Origin of the sequence: Pseudomonas sp. DC3200b2 (assembly GCF_049895785.1) — a bacterium.
GTDB lineage: Bacteria > Pseudomonadota > Gammaproteobacteria > Pseudomonadales > Pseudomonadaceae > Aquipseudomonas > Aquipseudomonas massiliensis.
Genome location: NZ_JAFCTA010000003.1, coordinates 136293 through 161275, shown reverse-complemented (window position 1 = coordinate 161275; position 24983 = coordinate 136293). Strand labels below are relative to the sequence as shown.

Annotated in this window: 26 protein-coding genes, 2 tRNA genes and 1 pseudogene; 14 read left to right on the top strand and 15 right to left on the bottom strand. The window is 62.3% G+C overall.

All coding sequences use genetic code 11. The features are described from left to right. A tRNA-Glu gene (locus ACP691_RS10150) sits at window positions 1-76 on the bottom strand. 298 nt (window positions 77-374) lie between these two features. Here ACP691_RS10150 and ACP691_RS10145 point away from each other — a divergent pair. Beyond that, complete coding sequence (locus ACP691_RS10145) at window positions 375-1142, top strand: hypothetical protein (RefSeq protein ID WP_426149344.1); 768 nt, start codon at window positions 375-377, stop codon at window positions 1140-1142. Between the two features lie 15 nt (window positions 1143-1157). Here ACP691_RS10145 and ACP691_RS10140 read toward each other — a convergent pair whose 3' ends face one another. Together ACP691_RS10140 and ACP691_RS10135 are read right to left on the bottom strand one after the other, a co-directional pair. Then, window positions 1158-1640: a GAF domain-containing protein gene (locus ACP691_RS10140; protein ID WP_426149343.1), complete on the bottom strand. Its 483-nt coding sequence runs from the start codon at window positions 1638-1640 to the stop codon at window positions 1158-1160. Then, complete coding sequence (locus ACP691_RS10135; RefSeq protein WP_426149342.1) at window positions 1637-2527, bottom strand: ATP-binding protein; 891 nt, start codon at window positions 2525-2527, stop codon at window positions 1637-1639. Before ACP691_RS10135 ends, ACP691_RS10140 begins: the two co-directional genes overlap by 4 nt. Before the next feature lie 124 nt (window positions 2528-2651). Here ACP691_RS10135 and ACP691_RS10130 point away from each other — a divergent pair, with 124 nt between their 5' ends. After that, window positions 2652-4985 carry a response regulator gene (locus ACP691_RS10130; RefSeq protein ID WP_426149341.1) on the top strand — a complete coding sequence of 778 codons (2334 nt, stop codon included), beginning with the start codon at window positions 2652-2654 and terminating at the stop codon, window positions 4983-4985. Between the two features lie 13 nt (window positions 4986-4998). On the opposite strand, the gene ACP691_RS10125 is transcribed toward ACP691_RS10130, so the two are convergent. Further along, window positions 4999-5484: a glutathione peroxidase gene (locus tag ACP691_RS10125; protein ID WP_426149340.1), complete on the bottom strand. Its 486-nt coding sequence runs from the start codon at window positions 5482-5484 to the stop codon at window positions 4999-5001. Next, on the bottom strand, window positions 5484-5891 hold the full coding sequence (gene msrB, locus ACP691_RS10120) for a peptide-methionine (R)-S-oxide reductase MsrB (RefSeq protein WP_426149339.1): 408 nt from the start codon (window positions 5889-5891) through the stop codon (window positions 5484-5486). The genes ACP691_RS10125 and msrB overlap by 1 nt, the downstream gene beginning before the upstream one ends. Before the next feature lie 157 nt (window positions 5892-6048). Between msrB and ACP691_RS10115 the strand changes: the two genes are divergently transcribed. The 3 genes from ACP691_RS10115 to ACP691_RS10105 all read left to right on the top strand — a co-directional run bounded on the left by ACP691_RS10115 (window position 6049) and on the right by ACP691_RS10105 (window position 9292). Continuing rightward, window positions 6049-7260, top strand: coding sequence for a pyridoxal phosphate-dependent aminotransferase (locus ACP691_RS10115; RefSeq protein ID WP_426149338.1), 1212 nt, complete (start codon window positions 6049-6051; stop codon window positions 7258-7260). A gap of 205 nt (window positions 7261-7465) precedes the next feature. Next, window positions 7466-8353, top strand: a complete 888-nt coding sequence (htpX, locus tag ACP691_RS10110) for a protease HtpX (protein ID WP_426149337.1) — start codon at window positions 7466-7468, stop codon at window positions 8351-8353. Window positions 8354-8524: 171 nt separating this feature from the next. Further along, the gene (locus ACP691_RS10105) at window positions 8525-9292 is read left to right on the top strand and encodes a DODA-type extradiol aromatic ring-opening family dioxygenase (protein WP_426149336.1); all 768 of its coding nucleotides are present in this window, start codon (window positions 8525-8527) and stop codon (window positions 9290-9292) included. Window positions 9293-9365: 73 nt separating this feature from the next. Here the strand turns inward: ACP691_RS10105 and ACP691_RS10100 are convergent. Together ACP691_RS10100 and ACP691_RS10095 are read right to left on the bottom strand one after the other, a co-directional pair. Further along, a pseudogene (locus ACP691_RS10100) lies at window positions 9366-11049 on the bottom strand (DEAD/DEAH box helicase). Window positions 11050-11307: 258 nt separating this feature from the next. Then, window positions 11308-12165, bottom strand: coding sequence for a spermidine synthase (locus tag ACP691_RS10095; protein WP_426149335.1), 858 nt, complete (start codon window positions 12163-12165; stop codon window positions 11308-11310). A gap of 33 nt (window positions 12166-12198) precedes the next feature. Here ACP691_RS10095 and ACP691_RS10090 point away from each other — a divergent pair, with 33 nt between their 5' ends. Then, window positions 12199-13557, top strand: a complete 1359-nt coding sequence (locus tag ACP691_RS10090) for a class II 3-deoxy-7-phosphoheptulonate synthase (RefSeq protein WP_426149334.1) — start codon at window positions 12199-12201, stop codon at window positions 13555-13557. Window positions 13558-13628: 71 nt separating this feature from the next. On the opposite strand, the gene ACP691_RS10085 is transcribed toward ACP691_RS10090, so the two are convergent. Continuing rightward, window positions 13629-13868, bottom strand: a complete 240-nt coding sequence (locus tag ACP691_RS10085; RefSeq protein WP_426149333.1) for a DUF1127 domain-containing protein — start codon at window positions 13866-13868, stop codon at window positions 13629-13631. Between the two features lie 96 nt (window positions 13869-13964). Between ACP691_RS10085 and ACP691_RS10080 the strand changes: the two genes are divergently transcribed. Next, window positions 13965-14819 (top strand): LysR substrate-binding domain-containing protein, encoded by an 855-nt coding sequence (locus ACP691_RS10080; protein ID WP_426149332.1) that lies wholly within the window; start codon window positions 13965-13967, stop codon window positions 14817-14819. On the opposite strand, the gene ACP691_RS10075 is transcribed toward ACP691_RS10080, so the two are convergent. Beyond that, a complete protein-coding gene (locus ACP691_RS10075; RefSeq protein WP_426149331.1) occupies window positions 14820-15569 on the bottom strand; it encodes a sulfite exporter TauE/SafE family protein in 750 nt (249 codons plus the stop codon). It abuts the gene before it with no gap. Between the two features lie 179 nt (window positions 15570-15748). On the opposite strand from ACP691_RS10075, the gene ACP691_RS10070 reads away from it, so the two are divergent. Together ACP691_RS10070 and ACP691_RS10065 are read left to right on the top strand one after the other, a co-directional pair. Next, window positions 15749-16219 carry a MarR family winged helix-turn-helix transcriptional regulator gene (locus ACP691_RS10070; RefSeq protein ID WP_040260996.1) on the top strand — a complete coding sequence of 157 codons (471 nt, stop codon included), beginning with the start codon at window positions 15749-15751 and terminating at the stop codon, window positions 16217-16219. Window positions 16220-16362: 143 nt separating this feature from the next. Continuing rightward, a complete protein-coding gene (locus ACP691_RS10065) occupies window positions 16363-16782 on the top strand; it encodes an organic hydroperoxide resistance protein (RefSeq protein WP_426149330.1) in 420 nt (139 codons plus the stop codon). 57 nt (window positions 16783-16839) lie between these two features. On the opposite strand, the gene efp is transcribed toward ACP691_RS10065, so the two are convergent. Together efp and earP are read right to left on the bottom strand one after the other, a co-directional pair. Further along, complete coding sequence (gene efp / locus ACP691_RS10060; protein ID WP_040260998.1) at window positions 16840-17409, bottom strand: elongation factor P; 570 nt, start codon at window positions 17407-17409, stop codon at window positions 16840-16842. A gap of 42 nt (window positions 17410-17451) precedes the next feature. Next, complete coding sequence (gene earP / locus ACP691_RS10055; RefSeq protein ID WP_426149329.1) at window positions 17452-18582, bottom strand: elongation factor P maturation arginine rhamnosyltransferase EarP; 1131 nt, start codon at window positions 18580-18582, stop codon at window positions 17452-17454. Between the two features lie 109 nt (window positions 18583-18691). Between earP and ACP691_RS10050 the strand changes: the two genes are divergently transcribed. Both ACP691_RS10050 and ACP691_RS10045 read left to right on the top strand, forming a co-directional pair. After that, complete coding sequence (locus ACP691_RS10050; RefSeq protein WP_426149328.1) at window positions 18692-19138, top strand: hypothetical protein; 447 nt, start codon at window positions 18692-18694, stop codon at window positions 19136-19138. Then, window positions 19135-19617 (top strand): transcription elongation factor GreAB, encoded by a 483-nt coding sequence (locus ACP691_RS10045; RefSeq protein ID WP_426149327.1) that lies wholly within the window; start codon window positions 19135-19137, stop codon window positions 19615-19617. The genes ACP691_RS10050 and ACP691_RS10045 overlap by 4 nt, the downstream gene beginning before the upstream one ends. Before the next feature lie 103 nt (window positions 19618-19720). Here ACP691_RS10045 and ACP691_RS10040 read toward each other — a convergent pair. After that, window positions 19721-19810, bottom strand: a tRNA-Ser gene (locus ACP691_RS10040). Window positions 19811-20062: 252 nt separating this feature from the next. Here ACP691_RS10040 and ACP691_RS10035 point away from each other — a divergent pair. The 3 genes from ACP691_RS10035 to ACP691_RS10025 all read left to right on the top strand — a co-directional run bounded on the left by ACP691_RS10035 (window position 20063) and on the right by ACP691_RS10025 (window position 22584). Further along, window positions 20063-20758, top strand: a complete 696-nt coding sequence (locus ACP691_RS10035) for a crotonase/enoyl-CoA hydratase family protein (RefSeq protein WP_426149326.1) — start codon at window positions 20063-20065, stop codon at window positions 20756-20758. A gap of 86 nt (window positions 20759-20844) precedes the next feature. Then, window positions 20845-21582 (top strand): lysophospholipid acyltransferase family protein, encoded by a 738-nt coding sequence (locus tag ACP691_RS10030; protein WP_426149325.1) that lies wholly within the window; start codon window positions 20845-20847, stop codon window positions 21580-21582. A 30-nt stretch (window positions 21583-21612) separates the two neighbouring features. Next, on the top strand, window positions 21613-22584 hold the full coding sequence (locus ACP691_RS10025) for a magnesium and cobalt transport protein CorA (RefSeq protein ID WP_426149324.1): 972 nt from the start codon (window positions 21613-21615) through the stop codon (window positions 22582-22584). A gap of 127 nt (window positions 22585-22711) precedes the next feature. Here the strand turns inward: ACP691_RS10025 and ACP691_RS10020 are convergent, their stop codons facing one another. The 3 genes from ACP691_RS10020 to ACP691_RS10010 form a co-directional block, all read right to left on the bottom strand. Next, entirely contained in the window at window positions 22712-23428 is a 717-nt protein-coding gene (locus ACP691_RS10020; protein ID WP_426149323.1) for an amidotransferase, read from the bottom strand. Window positions 23429-24128: 700 nt separating this feature from the next. Further along, window positions 24129-24470 (bottom strand): ribonuclease E inhibitor RraB, encoded by a 342-nt coding sequence (locus ACP691_RS10015; protein ID WP_040261006.1) that lies wholly within the window; start codon window positions 24468-24470, stop codon window positions 24129-24131. A gap of 113 nt (window positions 24471-24583) precedes the next feature. After that, the gene (locus tag ACP691_RS10010; protein ID WP_040261007.1) at window positions 24584-24820 is read right to left on the bottom strand and encodes a hypothetical protein; all 237 of its coding nucleotides are present in this window, start codon (window positions 24818-24820) and stop codon (window positions 24584-24586) included. Between the last annotated feature and the right edge of the window lie 163 nt (window positions 24821-24983).

Below are 24983 nucleotides of genomic sequence, written 5' to 3'. Positions count from 1 at the left end.
TGGCGTCCCCTAGGGGACTCGAACCCCTGTTACCGCCGTGAAAGGGCGGTGTCCTAGGCCACTAGACGAAGGGGACACACTACAACATTCACTCCCTGCGGCGCTTTGCGAAGTGCTTTACGCTGCAAGTGGCGCGCATTCTAGGGGCGGTTTCCAGGGCCGTCAACCCCCTGCCAAAAAATTATTGAAATCAATGGCTTTGGATCTTGAAGCGAGCGTGCCGCCGCCTTGCAGGCCCCACCTGGGGGCTATGCCGGCCATCGGGCCAGGGGCATAATCGGCCGCCGCCACATTACGCGGCTCGATGGGCTGTGCTATGCCCCTGGCAAGTCAGCCACTACACTCAAGCTATTGGTACGGACGAGGTTAGCCCCGTGACACATATGATGATTGCCGCGATAGTGATAGCGGGTGTAGCCATACTGATCGCCATTGGCTTTCTGAATAACGCCGTGGAAGCCAACAAGGCAGAGAAGATCCGCCTGGGTCATGAACTCAAGGATCGTCTGCGCCGCTGCGCCGAACTCAACGAGCGCTTCCCAGGGCAGTTGACGACGCCGGAAGTGAAGATGCTCATGCATCGACTCGAACACAATGTGGTCAAGCGCGCATTGGCGCTCAACAAGGCCAGCCCTGAACTCAAGGAACGCCTGGCCGAGCTGGAACTGGACATGGCCAAGGAAGAGGTGGAAGTCAAGAACCCTTCCACGCCTATCACCACCGAAGCCCAGGCCAAGGAAGCAAGCTTCCTGATCGAGGGCCTGCACCACCAGATCCAGCGCGCCGCTCAGGAAAACCTGTTCAAGCCAGGCGAATCTCGTCACTGGAACAACGTCATCCGTGGCTTGCTGGTAAAGTTGCATCTGGAGTTTTTCAACAACCTGGGGCAGCAGGCCTTCCAGGATGGCGACCCGGGCCATGCGCGCCTGGCTTATGAGCGCGCGGTCCAGTACCTGAAAAAACAGCCGGACCCCAGCCTCTATTCCGAGGAACTGGCCTACGCGCAGAAAATGGTCGCGCGAGCGGACGCGCTGGTGTTGAACAAGATCCAGGCCCACGACGATGACGAGAACGAGCTGACCGCCGGCCTGAAGGAAACCGAAGAAGAAACCGAGTGGAAGAAAAAGGCCATCTACGACTGAGATGGCCCGGCTTGTTCAAACGTCGGTGGCGGCGAGGAATATTGCCACCAGGTGTTCAATGCCGACCTGATCCTCGGCAGTGAAGCGGCCTGTCAGAGGACTGTCCAGATCCAGCACCCCCACCAGGCGCCCATCCTTGACCAGAGGCACCACCAGCTCACTGTTCGAGGCGCTGTCACAAGCGATATGGCCCGCAAAGGCGTGCACGTCCTCTACACGCTGGGTCGACCGGCTGCGCGCCGCGGCGCCACACACGCCCTTGCCGAACGGGATACGCACGCAGGCTACCTTGCCCTGGAACGGGCCCAGCACCAGCTCCTCGTTGCGGTTGAGGTAGAACCCGGCCCAGTTCAGGTCAGGCACTTCGCTGTAGAGAAATGCCGACAGCTGGGCGGCATTGGCGATGAAATCCCGTTCGCCGGCCAGCAGGGCTTGCAGTTGAGCGGCCAATAGAGCGTAGCCCTCCAGGCCATCGCCCGTGGCTTGCAGATCGATCATTGTGAAATCTCCAGCATTTTGAGTCCCACCCATTGGCGGGCGAATTGATAGGCACAGCGCCCGTTGCGGTTGCCTCGCGAGGTTGCGAAGCGCACCGCCATGACCTCGAGTTCAGTATTGCGCTGCCAGTCCAGCCCGGCCTTGCGTGCCAGCTGCCCGACCCAGTGTTCCACCACATCCAGATAATGGGCCTGGCTGAAGGGGTAGAACGATAGCCACAGGCCAAACCGGTCGGACAAGGCGATCTTGTCTTCCACCGCTTCGCTGGGATGCAGTTCGCCTTCCACGCGGGTCCAGTTGTCGTTATCGCTCTGTTTCTCCGGTACCAGGTGACGCCGGTTGGAGGTGGCATATAGCAGGACATTCTCAGGCGCCTGCTCCAGAGAGCCATCCAGCACGCTCTTGAGCACCCGGTAGTCCCCCTCCCCCGCCTCGAAGGACAGGTCATCGCAGAACAGCACGAACCGCTGCGGTAGCAGGCGCAATTGCTCCACTACCCGGGGCAGATCCGCCAGGTGGTCTCGCTCGATCTCGATCAGGCGCAGGCCCTGGCGATGGAAGCCAGCCAACAGGGCCCGGACCAGAGAGGACTTGCCAGTACCGCGCGCGCCCCAGAGCAAGGCATGGTTGGCAGGCAGGCCGTCGAGGAATTGCCGGGTATTGCGCTCCAGCTGTTGGCGCTGGTTGTCGATGCCGCGCAGGTCTTGCAGGTGAATGTCCAGCCGCACATCCAGGGGCAGCAGGTAAGCGCCGTGCTGCCCCCGCTGCCAGCGGGCCGCCAGGCTGTCATTCCAGTCTATGTCCGGCACTGGTGCGGGCAACATGGGTTCGATACGCGCCAGCACGGCTTCGGCCCGTTCGAGAAATCGCTGCAATTGAGTGTCCAAAACTTCACCTCTGGCCGCGCAAGGGCTATACAGGATGCAGGATGAGCCCTCGGGCGCGTCAGGCCGCCGCGCGGCTCACTGTCTAAGCTGGAGGTGCATCATCGAGCGAAACAGCGCCAGGGCCATGGGCATCAAGTTCAACCAGCGGTTGTCGTATAAACAGGCACGACTGACCGTAGTGTTGGGCCTGATCCTGGGTACCTTGCTGAGCCTGATGCAAATTTCCCTGGATTATGCCAGCAGCCGTGACTTGCTCAAAAGCCAGATCGCCTCGCTACTGGAAATCAGCCAGAACCCCGCCTCGCGCATCGCCTACAACATTGACCGCGAGCTGGCCCTTGAGCTGACCCGCGGATTGCTTCGCTCCGAATCCATCATCGGGGCCCGCCTGATCGACAATGAGGGCACGGTTCTGGCCGAAGTGGAGCGGCCACGCAATGAAACCCCTCACCGATTCCTGAGCAACTTCCTGTTCGGGCGCAGCCTTGAAGTCGATATAACGCTGTTTCTCGCTCATCTCCCCGAGGAAAAGCTGGGTACCTTGAGCGTCTCCGTAGACACCGCGGCGGTTGGCGGGCGCTTCATCGAGCGGGGCGAGGTTACCCTGGTCAGCGGCTTCCTGCGCACTACTGTGTTCACCGCCATACTGCTGGTAATGTTCTATTTCATGCTTACCAAACCCCTGGTAACCGTGGTGGGCCATCTGAGCAGGGTTAGCCTGGACGTGGCCGACCCTCGCCACCTGCCCTGCCCCAAGGGGCATGAGAAAGATGAGATCGGCGTCCTGGTACACGTTGCCAATGAGCAGCTTGAGCGAACCGCCGCGGAGATCCGCAAGCGCCAGGCGGCCGAGGATCGCCTTACCGCCTATCTGGACGAACTCGAAGGCGTCGTCTCGGCCCGCACCGAAGAGCTGGAGGCCAGCAACCAGCGGCTGAGCCAATCCAACCGTGAGCTGGACAAGGCCAGGCGCACTGCCCTGGACATGGCTCAGGCGCGCTCGGCGTTCCTGGCCAACATGAGCCATGAGATCCGCACGCCCCTCAACGGCCTGCTCGGCATGATCGGCCTGACCCTGGATACTCCCCTGAGCAATGAGCAGCGCCAGCAACTGACCATTGCCCATGATTCAGGCAAAGTGCTGGTTGAACTGCTGAACGACATCCTGGACCTGTCCAAGTTCGATGCTGGTCAGCTCGAGCTGGAGCAGGTGCCCTTTGACCTGGCGGCGCTGGCCGAGGAAACGGCGAGCCTGTTTTCCCAGAATGCCGCGCCGGACGTTGAGCTGACCTGCCTGGTCGAGCCCGGCTTCCCTGCCGAGGTGATAGGCGATCCCATGCGTGTGCGCCAGATCGTCAGCAACCTGCTGTCCAATGCGCTCAAGTTCACCCGCCAGGGACGGGTTGACTTGCGCCTGCTCAGGGTCGGCGAGCGGGTGCGCATCGAAGTGAGCGATACCGGCATCGGCATCCCCGCCGATGCCCAGAGCAAGATATTCAGGCCGTTCACCCAGGCCGGCGCCAACATCAGCCGGCAATTCGGCGGCACCGGACTGGGGCTGGCACTGACCAGCAACCTGTGCACGGCAATGCAGGGCCGTCTGAGCATCAGTTCACGCTCCGGCCAAGGCAGCCGTTTCTACGCCGACCTGCCCTTGCCAGTCCACAGCGCGGCGCTTCCATCGCCGCACCTGCAAGGCAAGGTTCTGGCAGTCAGCGCGGCGCAAAGCGGGCTGGCGGAGCTGCTGGATCAGTACCTGTCTCGCTGGGGCCTGACCTATCAGCACCTGGAGGCCATTCCTGCCGAGGGCCTACCGGTTGCCGAGCTGCTGATCACAGACTGCCCCTCCTGCCTGGAAGCACTTCGGGGCCTGACCACGGCACCACTGGTGCTGGTCACCGCGTACGGCAACTTCCTGTCTCCGGAGCAGGCCAGGGCCCTCGCGCCTGTCCGGCAGGTGGCGCGCCCGCTGTCTCGCTCGGCGTTGGCGGGCATCCTGCGCGACCATCTCAATGAACAGGCGCCCGCAATCCCGCAGCCAGCGCCGGCGGAGGCACCTCCGGCCCGCCACGTCCGCATCCTTCTGGTAGAAGACAACCCGGTCAACCAGTTGGTAGCCAAGGGCATGCTGGGCAAGCTCGGCTGCCAGGTCGAGGTGGCCACCAATGGTGCCGAAGGTATCGCCGCGCTCGAGCGCGAGGCTTTTGACCTGGTTCTGATGGACTGCAACATGCCAGTGATGGATGGCTACGAGGCCAGCCGCCGCATCCGCGAGAGCGGGCGTTGGCCGCACTTGCCTATCATCGCGCTTACGGCCAATGCCATGCCCGAAGAGCGGGAGCGCTGCAAGGCCGCCGGCATGAGCGACTACCTCGCCAAGCCGTTCCGCCGGGAAGAGCTGATTGGCCTGATCGACCAATGGACCGCGGGTGATCCGCCGACGGCCCCACTCACCTGAATGACGACTTCAGTCAGCGCAGCAGTGCCTCGATGCGCTCTTCCAGCTGCTGGGGACGGGTCGTCGGCGCGAAACGCTCTACGTGTTGGCCAGAAGCATCCACCAGAAACTTGGTGAAATTCCACTTGATGCCCTGACTTCCCAGCAGGCCGGGCGCTCGTTGCTTGAGAGCAGCGAACAAGGGATGAGCCTCTGGCCCGTTGACCCTGACCTTGGCGAACAAGGGGAAACTCACCCCGAAATCCCGCTCGCAGAACCGGGCGATGTCCTGTTCTTCCCCCGGCTCCTGGCCGCCGAACTGATTGCAGGGAAAACCCAACACCACCAATCCTTGATCGCGGTACCGCCGCCAGAGGGCTTCCAGGCCCTGGTACTGGGGCGTGAACCCGCACTTGCTGGCGGTATTGACCACCAGCCAGGCCCGGGCCGGCATCTGTGCCAGGCTCGTTTCGTTACCGTCGATCCGCCTGCAGCGGATCTCCAGCAGCGAGGCGGCCATCAGATGCGCTCCCCTTCGGGCGTCACCAGCTGCAGGCAGACCGAATTGATGCAATACCGCAAGCCGGTAGGCGGCGGGCCATCGGGAAATACATGCCCCAGGTGGGCGTCGCACTGGGCGCAGCGCACCTCGGTGCGAATCATGCCATGGGTAGTGTCGCGCAGCTTGACCATGGCCTGCTCGCCGATGGGTTCGTAGAAGCTGGGCCAGCCGCAGCCGGAATCGAACTTGGTCTTGGCATCGAACAGCGGGGCGTCGCAGCAGATGCAGTGGTAGATGCCAGCGGCCTTGACCGTGTTGTATTTGCCCGTGAACGGCCGCTCGGTACCGGCCAGGCGGCACACCTGGTACTGCTCTGGGTCGAGCATCTCGCGCCATTGTTCAAGGGTTTTCTCGATTTTCTGCATGGCTTCACCTCGGCTACGGAAAATCGCCGGCTAGTGGCTTTTCCGTCATGGGAGTGGCACGTATGATTGCGCCATCAATCGTTGCCAGTCTGTCACCCGCGCATCGCTCGTTCAAATCCAATTTCGGCGTCTGTCGGCCGCCCTTCGGGACCTCACCATGCAGTTCAGCAAATCGAACAAGCTCGCCAATGTCTGCTATGACATTCGCGGTCCGGTACTCAAACACGCCAAGCGCCTGGAAGAGGAAGGTCACCGTATCCTCAAGCTGAACATCGGCAACCCGGCGCCGTTCGGTTTCGAAGCGCCGGAGGAAATCCTCCAGGACGTGATCCGCAACCTGCCCACTGCCCAGGGCTACAGCGATTCGAAAGGCCTTTTCAGCGCGCGCAAGGCGGTGATGCAGTACTACCAGCAAAAGCAGGTCGAAGGCGTCGGCATCGAAGACATCTACCTGGGCAACGGCGTGTCCGAGCTCATCGTCATGTCCATGCAGGCGCTGCTCAACAATGGCGACGAGGTGCTGATCCCGGCGCCGGACTACCCATTGTGGACGGCCGCGGTAAGCCTGGCCGGCGGCCACGCGGTGCACTACCTGTGCGACGAGCAGGCCAACTGGTGGCCCGACCTCGAGGACATGAAGGCCAAGATCACGCCCAATACCAAGGCCATGGTGATCATCAACCCGAACAACCCCACCGGCGCGGTGTACTCCCGGGAAGTGCTGCTGGGCATGCTGGAGCTGGCTCGCCAACATAATCTGGTGGTGTTCTCCGACGAGATCTACGACAAGATCCTCTATGACGAAGCCGTGCATATCAGCAGCGCAGCCCTGGCGCCCGACCTGCTGTGCCTGACTTTCAACGGGCTGTCCAAGTCCTATCGGGTCGCTGGCTTCCGTTCCGGTTGGCTGGCCATTTCCGGCCCCAAGCAGCATGCGCAGAGCTATATCGAAGGCCTGGACATCCTGGCCAACATGCGCCTGTGCGCCAACGTACCGAGCCAGCACGCCATCCAGACCGCCCTGGGCGGTTACCAGAGCATCAACGACCTGGTACTGCCACCGGGGCGCCTGCTCGAACAGCGCAACCGCACCTGGGAACTGCTCAATGACATTCCCGGGGTGAGCTGTGTCAAACCCATGGGCGCGCTCTATGCCTTCCCTCGGATCGACCCGAAGGTCTGCCCGATCTACAACGACGAGAAGTTCGTGCTCGACCTGCTGCTCTCGGAAAAGCTGCTGGTCGTTCAGGGCACGGCGTTCAACTGGCCATGGCCGGACCACTTCCGTGTGGTGACCTTGCCTCGTGTAGACGACCTTGAGCAGGCCATTGGCCGAATTGGCGGCTTCCTTCGCAGCTACCGGCAGTGACCGGGCCGAAGGCCGAGCCAGCACTGCCCCGAGGTGTCTGGAGCGAGGCCCGTGGCGCTAAAGTGCTGTGTCGAAGACTTCGACGCAGCACGTAGGAAACTTCTGACGACATAGTTTGAAATAGTCGCCTTGTTGAATCCCCGAGGTCTGGGCCTTATATACCCGACAACGCTTCACATCTATTCGTCAGGAGTAACTCGACACCATGATGCGCATTCTGCTGTTCGTGGCCACCAACCTTGCGGTCGTGCTGATAGCCAGCATTACCCTGAGCCTCTTTGGCTTCAACGGCTTCATGGCGGCAAACGGGGTGGACCTCAACCTCAACCAGCTGCTGATCTTCTGCGCTGTCTTCGGCTTCGCCGGCTCGCTGTTCTCGCTGTTCATTTCCAAATGGATGGCCAAGATGAGCACTGGCACCCAGATCATCACCCAACCGCGCACCCGCCATGAGCAATGGCTGTTGCAAACCGTCGAGCAGTTGTCTCGGGAAGCCGGTATCAAGATGCCCGAGGTGGGCATCTTCCCAGCCTACGAGGCCAACGCCTTTGCCACCGGCTGGAACCGCAACGACGCCCTGGTCGCCGTGAGTCAGGGCCTGCTGGAGCGCTTTTCGCCGGACGAAGTGCGCGCGGTACTGGCCCATGAGATCGGGCACGTGGCCAACGGCGACATGGTCACCCTCGCTCTGGTCCAGGGCGTGGTGAACACCTTCGTGATGTTCTTCGCCCGGATCATCGGCAACTTCGTCGACAAGGTGATTTTCAAGAACGAGGAAGGCCAGGGCATGGCCTACTACATCGCGACCATCTTCGCCGAGCTGGTGCTGGGCATCCTGGCCAGCATCATCGTGATGTGGTTCTCTCGTCGCCGTGAGTTCCGGGCCGATGATGCCGGCGCGCGCCTGGCCGGCACCGGCGCCATGATCAGTGCCCTGCAGCGCCTGCGCGCCGAACAGGGCGTGCCGGTGACCATGCCGGACACCTTGCATGCCTTCGGCATCAACAGTGGCCTCAAGCATGGCCTGGCCGGCCTGTTCATGAGCCACCCGCCGCTGGAAGAGCGTATCAACGCCCTGCGCCAGCGCGGTTGAGCCTTGCCGCATCGCCCGCAAGCCCCCGCTCTGGCGGGGGTTTTCATTGGCGAAGGCAAAAGGGTCTCGGGTCGACATTGGTCGATTCGATGATTGCCCCCAAAAAAACCGGTTGGACCGTTGCGCGCCAGCTCATCGATGATGGAGGCCTGTCCGGCTTCGAGGCCTCTCATGCTCCCTTCACTGTTCATTTCCCATGGTTCACCCATGCTGGCGCTCGAGCCGGGCGCCAGCGGGCCTGCCCTGCGCACGCTGGCCACGTCCTTGCCCCAGCCAAGCGCCATCGTGCTGGTGTCTGCCCATTGGGAAAGTGGCGATCTGGCCGTAGGCGCCCATCCCGCCCCGCCCACCTGGCATGATTTCAGCGGCTTTCCCGCCGAGCTCTACGCTCAACACTATCCGGCACCCGGCGCCCCTGACCTGGCGCAAGCCATCGCCAACCGCCTGGTTGAACGTGGGTTGCCGGCGCGACTGGACCCTCAACGCCCCCTGGACCATGGCGCCTGGGTGCCCTTGATGCTGATGTACCCGCAGGCCCGGATCCCGGTTGTGCAAGTCTCGCTTCCCAGCAGCTACGGGCCCGCTTTCCAGGTCGCGGTAGGCCGGGCGCTGGGTGGCTTGCGCGACGACGGCATACTTTTGATCGGTTCCGGTAGCATCACCCATAATCTCAGAGAGTTGGATCGAACCGCTAAGGCCGAGCAAGCCACGCCTTGGGCCCTGGCATTCAGGGACTGGATGGTGGCGCGGTTGGCCGCCGGTGACCTGGACAGCCTTCTGGATTACCGAAAGCTTGCGCCCCACGCAGTGCGCAATCACCCCAGCGACGAGCACCTGCTGCCCCTGTACTTTGCCCTGGGCGCGGGCGGCGTCTTCAGCATCGCCCATCAAGGGTTCACCCTGGGCGCCTTGGGCATGGACGTGTACCGGTTCGATTGAAATGGGAAAAAAGCGCTGCCCCCGAAAACAAAAACCCCTGCTCGAGAGCAGGGGTTCTTGAAGGCGTCCGGCCTTAGTCTTCGCGGTAACGGCGCAGCTTCAGCTGCTTGCCGGCAACTCGTGTGTCCTTGAGCTTGGCCAGCAGACGGTCCAGGCCGTCTTCCGGCAGCTCGACCAGGCTGAAGCTGTCACGCACCTGGATACGCCCGATGGATTCACGCACCAGGCCGCCTTCGTTGAGGATGGCACCCAACAGGTTCTTGGCGGCGATACCGTCGCGGGCCCCCAGGGCGGTGCGGCAACGCACGCGACCTTCAGCCAGTGGCATCGGAGCGCGGCGCTCGTGGCGCTCACCGCTACGCTCGCGCTGGGCGGAGGCGGTCGGCACCAGCGGCTGCTCACGCTCGACAGTGGCCAGGTCCAGCGATTGCCCGTTGGTCGCCTTGCTCAGCAGGGCTGCCGCCAGGGCGCGCGGGCTGCAACCGATATCCGCAGTCAGGCGGTCGAGCAGCTCGCCATGGCTGGCCTCGGCATCAGCCACCAGCGGCGCCAGGCTGTTGGTCAGCTTCTTGATGCGCGCATCCAGCACGGCCTGGGCCGTAGGCAGGCGTACCTCGGCAACTTTCTGGCCGGTGACGCGCTCGATCACCTGGAGCATGCGGCGCTCACGTGGCGTGACCAGCAGCAGGGCACGACCATCGCGACCGGCACGCCCGGTACGGCCGATGCGGTGCACGTAGGATTCCGGATCGTACGGCATATCCACGTTGAACACGTGGGTGATACGCGGTACGTCCAGGCCACGGGCGGCAACGTCAGTGGCTACCACGATGTCCAGGCGGCCGTCCTTGAGCGAGTCGATGACACGCTCGCGCTGGTTCTGCGCGATGTCACCGTTCAGCGCAGCGGCCTTGTAGCCCTTGGCTTCCAGGGCGCTGGCCAGGTCCAGGGTAGCCTGCTTGGTGCGCACGAACGCGATCAGGGCGTCGAATTCCTCGACTTCCAGCAGGCGCAGCACCGCCGGAACCTTCTGGTCGGCGTGCACCAGCAGGTAGGCCTGGTCGATGGCCGATACGGTCTGGGTCTTGCTCTGGATCTTGACGTGCTTGGGTTCTTTGAGGTGACGCTCGGCGATCGCACGGATGGACGCCGGCAGCGTGGCCGAGAACAGTACCGTCTGGCGGCTTTCCGGCATGGCGTCGAAGATCACTTCGAGGTCATCCATGAAGCCCAGCTTGAGCATTTCGTCGGCTTCGTCGAGCACCAGGTGGTTGACGGTGGCCAGCACCTTCTCATCGCGACGCAGGTGGTCGCAGAGGCGACCGGGGGTCGCCACGACGATCTGCGCGCCGTTGCGAATGGCCTTGAGTTGCGGGCCCATCGGGGCACCGCCGTATACGGCTACGACGTTCACGCCAGGCATCTGCTTGGCATAGGTTTCGAACGCGGTAGCCACTTGCAGCGCCAACTCGCGGGTTGGCGCCAGGATCAGGGCTTGCGGCTCGCGCTTGCTCGGGTCGATACGGTGCAGGATCGGCAGAGCGAACGCGGCGGTCTTGCCGGTGCCGGTCTGCGCCTGGCCGATCATGTCGTGACCGGCGAGGATGATCGGAATCGACTGCTGCTGGATCGCGGAGGGTTCTTCATACCCCGTGGCGATGACTGCGGCAACGATGCTTGGATGGAGTTCGAGCGCGGCGAAGCCGCCGGTTTCCTGGGTCATGGGTCTGCCTCTAAGTGCATCCGCAAAGACCCATGCTCCAAAGTTGCACATGCCGTAAGACTTCGAGAGTCACCCTGGCAACTTTGGCGGCGGGGATTTGCGAAAACGATTGATGAATGAATCGTCAGGGAGAGCCCGCTAGCGCGGACGTCAGCCGAAGCTGTCTTCGGAGAAACTACCTAAACGTGGCCCCGTTGAAAGGCCGGCGCGCATCATACCCGAAAAGCTGGCCACGGGGTGAGTTTTTTCGTCGGCGAGACAGCGCTGCCCCGCTGTCGGCTCAAGGCTTGGCTCAGGAGGCTGGCCGCAGCGCGTCGAGCAGCCCGTCGAGCCGATAACCCAGGCGTGGCGCCAGGGCCTCGCAGCGCAGGCGCAGGGAAGCGGCATCCAGGGTCTGGTCCAGCGTCGCTGGCACGATCAGGATGACGTTTCCTTCCTTGACCGGCAGCTCCCAGTAGTGCCGATGGTACAAGCCGCGCAGCAGGGCCGCGCCCAAGGGCCTGCCTTCGTCGGTGGCCCACTGGTTGATGATCAGCCAGCCACCCGGGTTGAGCCGCTGTTGGCACTGCTCCAGGAACCGCCAGGCCAGGTGCGCGACACCCGGCCCCTGGTCAGTGTAGAGATCGACGAACACCAGGTCAGCCTGCTCGGCGCTGGGCAGCAACTCCAGGGCGTCGCCCACTCGAATGTACAGCCGTGGGTCATCGGCCAGCCCCAGGTAGTCCATGGCCAGGCGCGGCACCGCCCCGCGAAGCTCGATGCACTCCACGTCTTCGAGCGGCAGGAAGGCCAGGCAGGCCTGGGTCAGGGTCCCGCCACCGAGGCCCAGGAACAGGGCCGTTTCAGGGCGCTCATGGCAAAGCGCCCCGATCAGCATGGCGCGGGTATAGTCGTACTCCAGCCAGGCAGGGTCGGGCATGAACACGCAGCTTTGCTCGATGGCCTCGCCGAATTCCAGGAAGCGGTACTCCCCCACTTCCCAGACCTTGATGATGCCGTGCGGGTCGTGGACTTCGGCAAGCAGGCGTTCTTCGGACGCGGGCGGAGCGGGCGTATCCACGGCGGTTCGTTCATCAGGCTGGAAAGCGCCATTGTCCCCTACCCCGCCCGGATCCGCCAGCGCTACCCCACCTGGATGATCTGGTAACATCCCTGCCCCGCTTCTCCACACCTGAGGTCACCCATGCCTGCCCCCTGGAGTCCCGACAGCTGGCGCACACTGCCCATCCGCCAACAACCCGGCTATCCCGATGCCGCCCACCTGGCCAAGGTCGAAGCAACCCTGGGTAGCTTCCCGCCGCTGGTCTTCGCCGGCGAGGCCCGGGAACTGCGGCGCCAGTTCGCCGAGGTTACCCAGGGCCGGGCGTTTCTGCTCCAGGGCGGCGATTGCGCCGAAAGCTTCGCCGAATTTTCCGCCGCCAAGATCCGCGACACCTTCAAGGTGCTGTTGCAGATGGCAGTGGTAATGACCTTCGCCGCCGGTTGCCCGGTGGTCAAGATCGGCCGCATGGCCGGCCAGTTCGCCAAACCCCGTTCCGGCGACACGGAGACCCAGGGCCAGGTTACGCTGCCTGCCTACCGGGGCGACATCGTCAATGGCATAGGTTTCGACGAGCACAGCCGCACGCCGGACCCGGAGCGGCTGCTGCAGGCCTACCATCAATCCACCGCCAGCCTGAACCTGCTACGTGCTTTCGCCCAGGGCGGCTTTGCCGACCTGCACCAGGTACATCGCTGGAACCTGGATTTCATCGCCAACTCTGCCTTGGCCGACAAGTACCACCGGCTGGCCGACCGCATCGATGAGACCCTGGGGTTCATGCGCGCCTGCGGGCTGGACAACCTTCCGCAACTGCGGGAAACCAGCTTCTTCACCGCCCACGAGGCCTTGCTGCTCAATTACGAGCAAGCCTTCGTGCGGCGCGACAGCCTGACCAACGACTGGTACGACTGTTCGGCCCACATGCTCTGGATTGGCGATCGCACCCGTCAGGTCGACGGTGCCCATGTGGAATTCCTGCGGGGCGTGAACAACCCCATCGGCGTCAAGGTAGGGCCCAGCATGGACAGCGAGGACCTGCTGCGCCTGATCGACATCCTTAACCCGGACAACGACCCCGGGCGACTGAACCTGATCGTTCGCATGGGCGCTGGCAAGGTGGGCGAGCATCTGCCGCGCCTGCTGCGTGCGGTACAGGCCGAGGGCCGGCAAGTGCTATGGAGCTGCGATCCCATGCATGGCAACACCATCAAGGCCAGCAGCGGCTACAAGACCCGCGACTTCGCTCAGATCCTGGGCGAGGTGAAGGACTTCTTCGCCGTGCACCAGGCCGAAGGCACCTACGCCGGTGGCATCCATATCGAAATGACGGGGCAGAACGTCACTGAATGCATCGGCGGCTCACGCCCTATCACCGAAGACGGCCTTTCAGACCGCTACCACACTCACTGCGATCCTCGCCTCAACGCCGATCAATCGCTCGAGCTGGCCTTCATGATCGCCGAAACCATGAAAGCCGTGCGGAGCAGTCAGCGCGGCTGACAAATGTCGCCTGCCTGCATAGCCCTCGCGAGCGGGCACCGGGCCCTCCAACCAGCCGCGCTTGGCCTGCTTCACCGGCCTTTGCCGAGAGGGTCGTCCCAGAAAGGACGCTCCGCCTCGGCGGCCACGTCGGCCCGGCTCAGGCCCAGGTCATGCAACGCGCTATCGCTGAGCGCGGCCAGCTGGCGTCGTTGGGACGCCAGCTCTCGCCACCGGGCCAGACGGGCAAAGAAGCCCCTGGCCAAACCGGCCTCGATCTCTGGACGAGACGCCTCGGGAAACAGCTGTACGAATCCTCGCTGACCTTTCATCACATTGCCCTCCGTTGTGGATAGGCAAAGTGTCTACCTGGCGCTAGGATCAATCCAACGAATGTTTCTTATCCTTGGCATCTGCGAGTTTGATGAATGGCAGCCTATCCCAGTATCGATTCGGACGTGCTGCGTACCTTCGTAGCCATCGCTGACCAAGGCGGCTTCACTCGAGCAGGCGAGCAGGTCAATCGCACCCAGTCGGCGGTGAGCATGCAGATGAAACGTCTGGAGGAAGATATCCTGCAACGTCAGCTGTTCGAACGGGACGGTCGGCAGGTACGGCTGACGGCCGAAGGCCAGGTGTTGCTGGGATACGCGCGGCGGATCCTCAAGCTGCATAGCGAAGTATTCAACACCCTGCGTGCCCCGCACATGGTCGGCACCGTGAAGATAGGCACGCCGGATGACTACGCCATGCGTTTCCTGCCCGGCATCCTGTCACGCTTCGCCGAGGCCTACCCCTTGATACAGGTGGAAGTGCATTGCGAGCCTTCCCGGCAATTGCTCACCCGGCAGGATCTGGACTTGACCATAGTCACGCGTGAGCCCGGCCATGAGCTGGGCCAGTTGCTTCGGCAGGAACGTTTCGTCTGGGCCGAAGCGGGCGATTATTCGCCTCATGAGCAGGATCCCATCCCCCTGGCCATGTTCAATACTGACTGTTTCTGTCGGGCCTGGGCCTGCAATTCGCTCGATACGCTAGGCAAAGCCTACCGGATCGCCTATACCAGCCCGAGCCTCGCAGCCATCATGGCGGTGGTCAGCGCGGGGCTAGCCGTCACTGCCCAATTGCACAGCCTGATTCCCGAAAACATGCGTATCCTTGGCGAGGCGGAAGGCTTCCCAGAGCTGCCCTTGGCCAATGTAATGCTCTTGCGTGCCAACCAGGCCCAGTCCCCCATGACCGAATCCTTGGCCGACTTCATTGTCGAGGGTTTTCGCCTGTGATCAGGCCTTCATGCCCAGCATGACCGCGCAGACCACCAGGAAGCCACAGAAGGCCCCTCGCAACGCGCGCTCCGGGAGCGCATAGGCGATACGCACGCCCCAACTGATGCTCAGCAGCCCGCCCGCGGCCATGGCCAGGCCCATGGGCCAGTTCACATGGTGATGAAGCGCGTAGGTCACCAGGGTGATGCCGGTGCTGGGCGCCGCCAGTGCCAGTGATAGCCCCTGCGCCACGACCTGGGAGGCACCGAAGACAGCCGTCAGCGCGGGAGTGACTACCACCGCCCCACCCACCCCGAACAGGCCGCCCATGAAGCCCGCCACGCCGCCCAGCAGGCCCAGGGCCGGCCAGCCATGCCTCAGACGCTGCACCGGTGCAGCCTGCCGCTTGAACAACCGGGTCAAGTTCATCAGCGCCAGGAAAAGAAGGAAACCGATGAACCCTTTGCGCATGAGGCCGGCGTCCAGGCCGACCGCCCACAGCGACCCGAGCCAGGCACATACCAGCCCGGCCAAGCCAAGGGCCAAGGCATCTCGAGGATCGATGCGGTTACGCTGGTGATAACGCCATAGCGCCAACAGAACGTTGGGCACCACCATCACCAGCGCGGTACCCTGCGCCAGTTGCTGGTCCAGCCCGAACAGCAGACCCAGGGCGGGGATGGCGATCAAGCCGCCGCCAATGCCGAACAGCCCACCCAGCGTACCCAGTACCGCCCCGAACAACCCGTAGCCTACCCACTCCAGCATGACTGCCCTCCGCGAAAAAACGCATCGTACGGCAAATGAACATTTAACGAACTTCTGATTGGCTTCATGGTTCGAAATTTTCAGATTGCTTGCCGCGGTAGCGATAGAGCCGACAGGGATTGAATGGCACACTAAATAACCGAGCGCAAATTTATCGTCATTCGACATCAAGGATCAGCATGAAAGCCGAACACTCTTCCAAACAGGCGGCCGACTCCGGCGATCACTTGCTGCTGGATAACCAGCTTTGCTTTGCCCTTTATTCCACCTCCTTGCTCATGACCAAGGTCTACAAGCCGCTGCTCAGCAAGCTGGGCCTTACCTACCCTCAGTACCTGGCGATGCTGGTGCTATGGGAGCGCGACGGCATGACGGTGGGCGAGATCAGCACTCGCCTGTTGACGGACCCCGGTTCCTTGACCCCGCTGCTCAAGAGACTGGAAAGCCTGGGCCTTCTGAGCAGAACTCGAAGCAAGGAAGACGAGCGCGTCGTGATCGTCAACCTCACCCAAGCCGGACGGCAGCTACGCGATGACGCCTTGCAGATTCCCGCCTGCGTTTTTGGCGCGGTCGCGCTGAGCCCGCCGGAGCTACGCGCCCTTCAGGAGCGCTTGCTGGAATTGCGTGGTCGCCTGCAGGACAACGTGTGATCCCCGCCGGGCGGTAGTCCTACCGCCCGTCTCTACCGGCTCGAATTATCCAACTCGTCCTTGCGTAGCCGACACGAGCGAGTTATTGTCGCTCCACATTATCTTGCACGCAAAATAACGTCGCGCAATACAAGGAGCTTTCCATGCAAACTCTCTACACCGCTTCAGCCACTTCCACCGGGGGCCGTGACGGCCGCTCAGTCTCCAGCGATGGGGCCCTCGACGTTTCCCTCGCCACGCCCAAGGCCCTGGGCGGCGCAGGAGGCCCAGGCACCAATCCGGAACAACTGTTCGCCGCCGGTTACTCGGCGTGCTTCATCGGCGCATTGAAGTTCGTAGCCGGCCAGCAGAAGCGCACTCTTCCAGACAATGCCTCGATCACCGCTGAAGTAGGCATTGGACAGATAGAAGGTGGTTTCGGCCTGGACATCGACCTGCGCATCAGCCTGCCTGGCCTGGATCGGAGCGATGCCGAGGCGCTGGTGGCCAAGGCCCATCAGGTCTGCCCCTACTCCAACGCGACGCGGGGCAATGTGGACGTTCGCTTGCACGTCGCGGTGTAAGAAACCGCCCATAAAAAACCCGGCACAAAATTGCCGGGTTCTTTATGGGCCAAGCCCTTACTTCTTGCTGCGGCCCTTGAAGGAACCGTCGCGGGTATCGATATCGATGAAGTCGTCGATGTTCACGAAATCCGCGACCTGGATTTCGGTGCCGTTCTTCAGCTTGGCAGTTTTCATGACCTTGCCGGAGGTATCGCCACGGGCAGCGTTCTCGGTGTAGTCCACCTGACGGCTGATGGTGGTCGGCAGCTCGACGGACACCAGGCGGCCTTCGAAGAACACCGCTTCACAGATGTCTTCCATGCCTTCTTCGATGTAGGGCAGAACGGCCTCGATGTCTTCGGCGTTCAGCTCGTACATGGTGTAGTCGGTGGTGTCCATGAAGGTATAGGTGTCGCCACTGATGTAGGACAGCGTGGCTTCCTTGCGGTCGAGGATCACGTCATCCAGCTTGTCATCGGCGAAGTACACGGTCTCGGTCTTGTAGCCGGTGAGCAGGTTCTTCAGCTTGGTCTTCATGATCGCGCTGTTACGGCCGGACTTGGTGAATTCGGCCTTCTGCACCAGCCAGGGATCGTTGTCGATCCGCAGTACGGTACCGGGTTTGAGTTCTTTACCAGTTTTCATTACGCAATTCCGAATAAGGTGGAGACGTGTCGTAGCCGCGTATCATAGCGAATTTCGGCAAAACTGCACCAGCGCCGTGGCAAGGTCCGGTCGGGCGGCCAGCTCGTCGCACCACTGTCGCGCGTGACGGCGCAACGCGTCCCAGTGGGAGGCCAGCGCCGCCCAGCCGCCGGCCATGTCCCCTTCCATGTTCCAGGCTCTCCATACTTTGCGCAGGGCGTCGGCTGCCGCTTCAGGCATCGCCGCGGTGTAGAGGCTCAGGAAGGCTTCGAGCTTTTCCCAGTGAGCGTAGTCATCCTGATGATAGATGTGCCACAGCATGGGCCGGCCGGCCCATTGGGCGCGCACGAAAGAGTCTTCGCCTCGCACGGCGTTGAAATCGCAGGCCCAGAGTAGCCGGTCATAGTCGGGCTGAGACATGAATGGCAGCACCTGGACGCTAAGATGGCCCCGCTGCAACAGGCTGCCGACCGTCAACGGTTCGCCTGCCCAGGCCTGCACGCCAGCCAGAGCGCGCCCCTCCGGAACCACCACCCGGGTGCGGCCAGGCCCCATCGCCAGCTGTTCGAACCAGCCGGCAATACCCGGATTTTCGTAGGCGAAGAGCGAAAGCAGCATTGTGCCTTCGGCTGGCTTGATCCCCAGGCTGCCCAGGAACGCCTGACGCTCGGGCTCGGTTTCCTGGAATGCCAGACGTCGGGGCAGCAGGCCCGCCTCACGCAGCAGGCCCCCGGTGTCTTGCCGAAACCCTGGAAAGAAGAAAAACTTGCGCACGCCGCCGGATTTCATCGACGGCAGCCCATGACAGCCGCCTACCCATGATTCGGCGCTCAGGTAATCCAGGTTTACCCACACCGGCGCCGGCCGCTGCTCCATGAGCCGCTGCTCATAGACTGTAGGCAGCTTGCAACCGAACGCTTCGATCACGACGTCGGCGACTGACGTATCGGGCCAAGGTTCGAGCCAATGGCAAACGTGAACCCCAGCGATGGTCTGCTCAGGCGGGTCGAGCCGGAGTTCCGGACACAGCCTGGCGAGCGCGGCGAGGTCGTCGATCCACAGACGCACCTCGATACCGTGCTCCTGAACCAATTGGCGGGCCAGCCGCCAGGTCACTCCAGCGTCGCCGAAGTTGTCCACGACCTTGCAGAAAATATCCCATCGATAGGCCATGACGCTTCCGCTCGCTAGGCAAAGCAGCCGATTGTGGCGGTCGCTGCAATCCTCGTAAAGCCTGTTACCTGTGCCACACTGTTGTCTCGTCATCACAGGATGCCTGGCCATGCCTGCCCCGCTTTCGCGTCCACCAGCCCGAGCACCTGCGTCAGGCCTGCGCCTGACCTTGTCGATCGCCCTGGGCGTTTGGCTGGGCTTGCTGATGGCCGGCCTCACTGGCTGGCTGATAGTCCGCTGGGCCGATGTCGGCCCGCTGGCCGTCGTGGCTACGGCTGCGCCACCCGCCAACCTGGCAGCGCCCGCCGGCCAGCGGCCCGCGAGCGCCCCTCCAGCACCGAGCAGTGCCATGCCCGCGGCGCCACCGAGCCCCGGCGGAATGTTCGACCAGTACCAGCGCAATCTTGAAGCATCGGACCTTCGCCAGTTGGAAGAGGCCGCGCGGGCGAATCCGGCGAATCTTAACAACCCCAAATGTCAATTCTGGCTCGAGCAAGCGCGTACCGCGCCGGCACCCAACAATCAGGAAAATATTGCAAGGTTCTGCGCACCATGAACAAAGAGCAACTGGTGGCCTGCATAGTCACCGCCTTGGCACGGGATCTGGCCATCGCGGAACGGGCCGCGCAAACAGCCTACGAAGCGGCGACCCACGAGGAAAACATTGCCGAGAACAAATACGACACTCTCGGGCTCGAAGCCTCCTATCTGGCCACGGGCCAAGCCCGGCGCATGGCCGAAATCAGGCAGGCACTGACGCGCCTGAAGGACTTGCCTGTTCGGGATCACCAGTCAGACCTGGGAATACAGGTCGGCGACTATGTGGAACTGGAGACCCCCGAGGGAAGCCTTCGCTGCCTGTTCCTGGCCCCTGACGCAGCGGGGCTGAGCGTCCGGAACCAGGAGAAGTCCGTAACCGTGATCACACCCAATGCCCCGCTGGGGCGGGCGCTATTGCGCCAGGCGGAAGGCGAAGAGATCGACGTACAGGTCGCCGGCCGGCTGCAGCGCTATTGGATTGTGCGGGCCTGCTAGGCGATGGCTTTCAGCCGAACCGACACCGGCAGCATGAGCTGGACACCCGCGCAAGACCCATGGCAAAAAGCCCCGCAAGCGATGCCTGCAGGGCTTTTCAATGTGGCGGTGAGGAAGGGATTCGAACCCTTGATACAGTTTCCTGTATACACACTTTCCAGGCGTGCTCCTTCAACCACTCGGACACCTCACCGAAGCTCGCCACACACTCAGTGTGTCGAGGCGCGCTAATGTAGTCGAAAGCCTTTTCCATGGCAACGTTTTTTTATGCTTTTCATGCGGTTAAGCGAAACGTGCTTAGCCACGGGCCCGTTTTGACTCAGATGGACCGCAGCCGCCCCGGGTTGAAAGCCTATCCAGACGTGACCGACAGGTCAGCCGCCGTGCTTTACCGGAACCATGGTGCCAGGTAACGTTCGTGCTCAAACCTTTAGGAGCCTCCCTCATGTCCGACCTGATCGACTACCGTCTCGAAGAAGGCGTAGCCACCTTGACCCTGAACAATGGCAAGGTCAACGCTATCTCTCCGGCCATGATAGAGGCCCTCAACCGGGCGCTGGATCAGGCCGAGCAGGATCGCGCCGTAGTGGTGATCACTGGCCAGCCCGGCATTCTGTCAGGGGGGTATGACCTCAAAGTGATGACAGCCGGCCCGCTGGAAGCGGTAGAGCTGGTCACCGCCGGCTCTACGCTCACGCGCCGTTTGCTGTCGCATCCGCAGCCTGTGATCGTCGCTTGCAGCGGGCATGCGGTGGCCAAGGGCGCGTTCCTGCTATTGGCCGCCGATTACCGCATCGGTGTCGAAGGGCCGTTCCATATCGGTCTCAACGAGGTAATGATCGGCATGACCATGCACCAGGCCGGCATCGAGCTCGCGCGCGACCGCCTGCGTCGTTCGGCCTTCCACCGGGCAGTGATCTGCGCCGAAATGTTCGACCCGCAAGGTGCGCTGAGCGCGGGCTTCCTGGACGAGGTGGTGCCTGCCCAAGGCTTCCCCGAGGCGGTGGAGCGCGCGGCGCAGCGCTTGAAGTCCCTGAACCCGTCGGCCCATCGCAACACCAAGCTTAAGGTACGCCAGGGCCTGCTGTCGGCTCTGGATGCCGCCATCGCCGAAGATCGAGCCCAGTTCAAGATCGCCTGAGGCCGGCTCGCCGCGGACACGATGTCATTTGCCGCTGGAAGGCCGCGACCTTACACTGCGTGGCCTTCGCAACGAGAGTCGCCAGCATGCTCTACTTCGTCCGCATGGCCTTGCTGGGCCTGAACTTCCTTCTGGGTGCCGTGGTGGGCCTGTGCGTGGGCGTGGTGCGGCCGTTCAACCCGGATAACAACCGCCTTTTCGCGCGACTGTACAGCTGGCCCGCCGTGCCGCTCATGGGGTTGCGTGTGGAGGCAGAGGTCCAGAGCCTCCAGAACCAACCGCCGGGCTTCGTGATCATCGCCAATCACCAATCCAATTTCGATGTGTTCTTCCTTGCGTCCATCGTGCCACGGCGCATGGCCTGCATCGGCAAGAAGAGCCTGGGCTGGGTGCCTTTGTTCGGCCAACTCTTCTGGCTGGGAGGCAATGTGCTGCTCAACCGCGACAATGCCTACCAGGCGCGCCGCGCACTGCAGACGACCAGCCGGGTGCTGCGCGACCAGCGAACCTCCATCTGGATTTTTCCCGAAGGCACCCGCAATCCAGGCGAACGCCTGCTGCCCTTCAAGAAAGGCGCGTTCATGATGGCCATAGACGCGGGTGTGCCCATAGTGCCTGTATGCGTCAACCGTTACCTTGGGTCGTTGGACTTCAATCGCCGCCATAGCGGCGAGCTGCGGGTTCGTTCGCTGGCCCCGATTCCAACCGAAGGGCTCACCGCGAAGGACATCCCTGACCTGATGGCACGCTGTCACGGCGCCATGCAGACATGCATCGATGAACTGTCCGCCAGCACTGAACTGCAAGCGCAAGCGTCACTCTGAACAGGCGAGATCAGCAGAGAGCCAAACACCATGGGGCGAGTGGTAGCCGCGGCAGTCTACAGCGCAGGCAGGAAAGTGACCGACATCGAGTTGCAGGCAGGACGCCAATGGGCCTGCCAGCCTGGGCATTTCGTCTGGATCGGCCTGGAAGAACCTGATGCCGGCACGCTCAAGCTGCTCCAGGAGCAATTCGGGCTGCATGAACTGGCCGTGGAAGATGCGCTGGAGCGACACAGCCGTCCCAAGCTGGAAACCTTTGGCGACGCGCTTTTCATCGTCACTTACTCCCCGGTTCGCCGGGACGGCAAGCTGCAGTTCATCGAAACCCATATTTTCGCTGGCAAAGGCTATGTCATCACCTGCCGTAACGGGCATTCGGCTTCCTACGCCCTGGTGCGCCAACGCTGTGAGGCGCGCCCTCTTCTTCTGGAGCATGGCGAGGATTTCGTGCTCTATGCCATCCTGGATTTCGTCACCGAGTGTTATCAGCCCGTGACCGAAAGCATTCATCAGGAAATCGAGGCTCTGGAGCATAACGTGCTCAGCCAGGCGTTGAACGAAGGCGACATCCACTGCCTGCACGGACTGCGCCGTGACCTACTGAGGATGCGACGCTACCTCGCCCCCATGGTGGAAATCAGCGAAGAACTACAGCGGCTGGACTTCCCCTTCATCGACCGGAACATGCGGCCGTATTTCAGAGACGTGCAGATTCACGTCAACCGGCAGATGGAAGACCTTACCGGGATACGCGACATCGCCAGCCAGACCATCGAGATCGGCATGCTCCTCGAATCGGCGCGGCAAAGCGTCACCCAGCGCAAGTTCGCCGCCTGGGCCGCTATCCTGGCCTTTCCAACGGCGGTGGCCGGCATCTATGGCATGAATTTCGAAAACATGCCCGAGCTGACCTGGCATTACGGCTACTACATCGTGCTGGGGGTCATTGGCGTTGGCTGCGCCGGGCTTTTCGCCAGCTTCAAGCGCTCGGGCTGGCTCTGACGCAGGCCGACGGGACGCAGCGAAGCGGCCCGACCGCAAGGTTTTCCAGTTGCCTACTCCCCAGCTGACGCTGGTTCCCACCGGACGGTACGCCCGCGGCTCCGCCCGGCTCCCAACCTTGACCGAATCAGCTACGCGGCGCGGCTACGAAACGCATCATCCACTCGGCGACGGTGGCGCCATCGTGGTCCCGGGCCAGGCTGGCCAGCGCCGCCTGCCGCACATCTTCACCCAGATGCTGCTGGCGTAGGTCCAGCAGCGCCCGCGAATAGTCGTGAACGAACTCGGGGTGGCCCTGGAAGCAAAGTACCTGGTCGTTGATCTGGTATGCCGCATAAGGACAGAACTCACTGGAGGCGACCACGGTGGCCCCTTCCGGCAGTTCGGTGACCTGATCCTGATGGCTGATCAACAGGGTAAGGTCGCCTTCGTGCGGGGTCATCCAGGGCGCCTTGGCATGCAGTTGATAACTGTGGTTGCCCAGCCCCCAGCCTTGCTCGGCACGCTGAGCCCGGCCACCCAGCAGCAATGCCAGCAGTTGATGGCCGAAGCAGACACCCAGCAACTTGTCGCCCCGCTTGTAGCGATCCAGCAGGAAGGCTTTCAAGGTTTCAATCCATGGATCATCCCCGAAGGAATCCGCCTTGCTGCCCGTCACCAGGTAAGCATCATAGGCTGCATCTTCAGGCGGATAGTGACCTTCCACCACATTGAACACCTCGAATTCCGCGGCCACTGGCTGACGTTTGAACAGCTCTTTGAACATCGCGCCATAACCGGTGAACTGCTCGACCAGCTCGGGGCGAATGTGGTCGGTTTCGAGGATGCAGATGCACAACGACATGGGTATCGGTCTCGGGTCGAAACAAGCGGGATTGCTTGCTCGCAGCGTGCATCCTAATGCCTTGCAAAGCAATAGCGTCGACAGACGAACGGTCGTTTGGCATATAGCAACCCTGCAAGCTGTCTAGGTCAGCGCACTGAAACGATACGGCAAAGAGTTTCAGATCTTTTTGGCGTAAAAATCCGGATGTATTAAAACATTTCGCGCTGGACACCGCTGTCCTCGCTTCTACAGTTAAGCAAGTGTTCCGGTCGCGCCGGCCGCTCGCCCGCGCACCGCGACCAGCCAACAGGCAGTGAAGCCGCCCCAGGCAGCGGGGTGGCGCTGGTCAACAAGAAGAAAGGCACTGTGCATGTTCAGACATCCCAAGATTCGCCAGGCGAGCTTGATCGTCCTGGCTACTACCCTGTTGTTGATCTTGCCGAACCTGGGGCGCTTGTTCGGCTGACGATCGCAGTTGCCTTCGCTTGAGGGCCCGTTTCGTTCCAAGGGTGCGCTTTCTGCGTCGTCCCGGTGGACGGTCACACCTGCATGCCGCTGCAGTGCATGCCAGTCAGGGCGCCGCTATCAAGGGAATAGTGAATCTCGATTTCTTCATACCTGCCGCCCCAGGCAAACTACTTCCATGACGGCACAGGGGTGCCGACGCTCTGCTTCCCATTCGGCCACCGTTTCGGTGGCCTTTTTTTTGGGGAGCGGCTCAGGCCTGATGACGAGGCAGCCGGTGCTTGACGCCCCAGCCTTCGATTTCCCCCCCCAAGGGTTCTACGACAGACTCGAAATTCTGTTCGAATTCACCGATACCGAACCGGGTGGCATACATCAGTTTGGACAATTCCAAGTCCCAGGCACCGTCTTCCCGTTCCTTTATCTGGGCATTGAGTGATTCGCCGCGAAAGTGCCCGGCGGCTGCCCGAGCGCGGTCTTCGTCTGGGAATACGGCATAGAACTCGATAGGGTGAATGCTGGCGAAATCGAAACCGCCTTCTTTCATCTTGCGCAGTAGCAGGGTGCTGATGTCTTCCTGATGGGCATTGCTCATGGCGGGTCCTCCTCATAGCGATGGATAGACTTTCCGTGGTGCCGGCGATGCCGGCCCCTTGCATGACGCCTGCTGAACGCTTGCTTGAGAATCTGCCGGAGCCAGGTCCGCGCTCAAGCCACCTCGTCGATGGCGGTGATCTTCACGCCGTTCTGCTCCTCCAGCCATTTGGCCGTTGGCGCCTCGGCGCGATCCTGGAAGTCGTTCAGGTCTACCTTTTCAATGACCGGAAACAGATGGGCGCGAATGGCGCGGGCGGCCTCCTCGTCACTGGGCCGGTCGGCACAGGCCAAGGACAAACGGGTCGGGACACCCTTCTGGTCGACGAAGGTGATTTCCCAGTTTTTCATCGGTATCTCCCTCAGGCCGTGGATGAATGTCAGGCAGCTTGCCTGCCCATAATGGACCGAGCTACGGGCGGGGTTGTTCCGACTGTTTTCGAGCCAAGCGCTCCACCGTGGAAAAGCAGCCGGGAATAAAGCCGATGGGCTGTCTTGCGGAGCGTGCGAACCC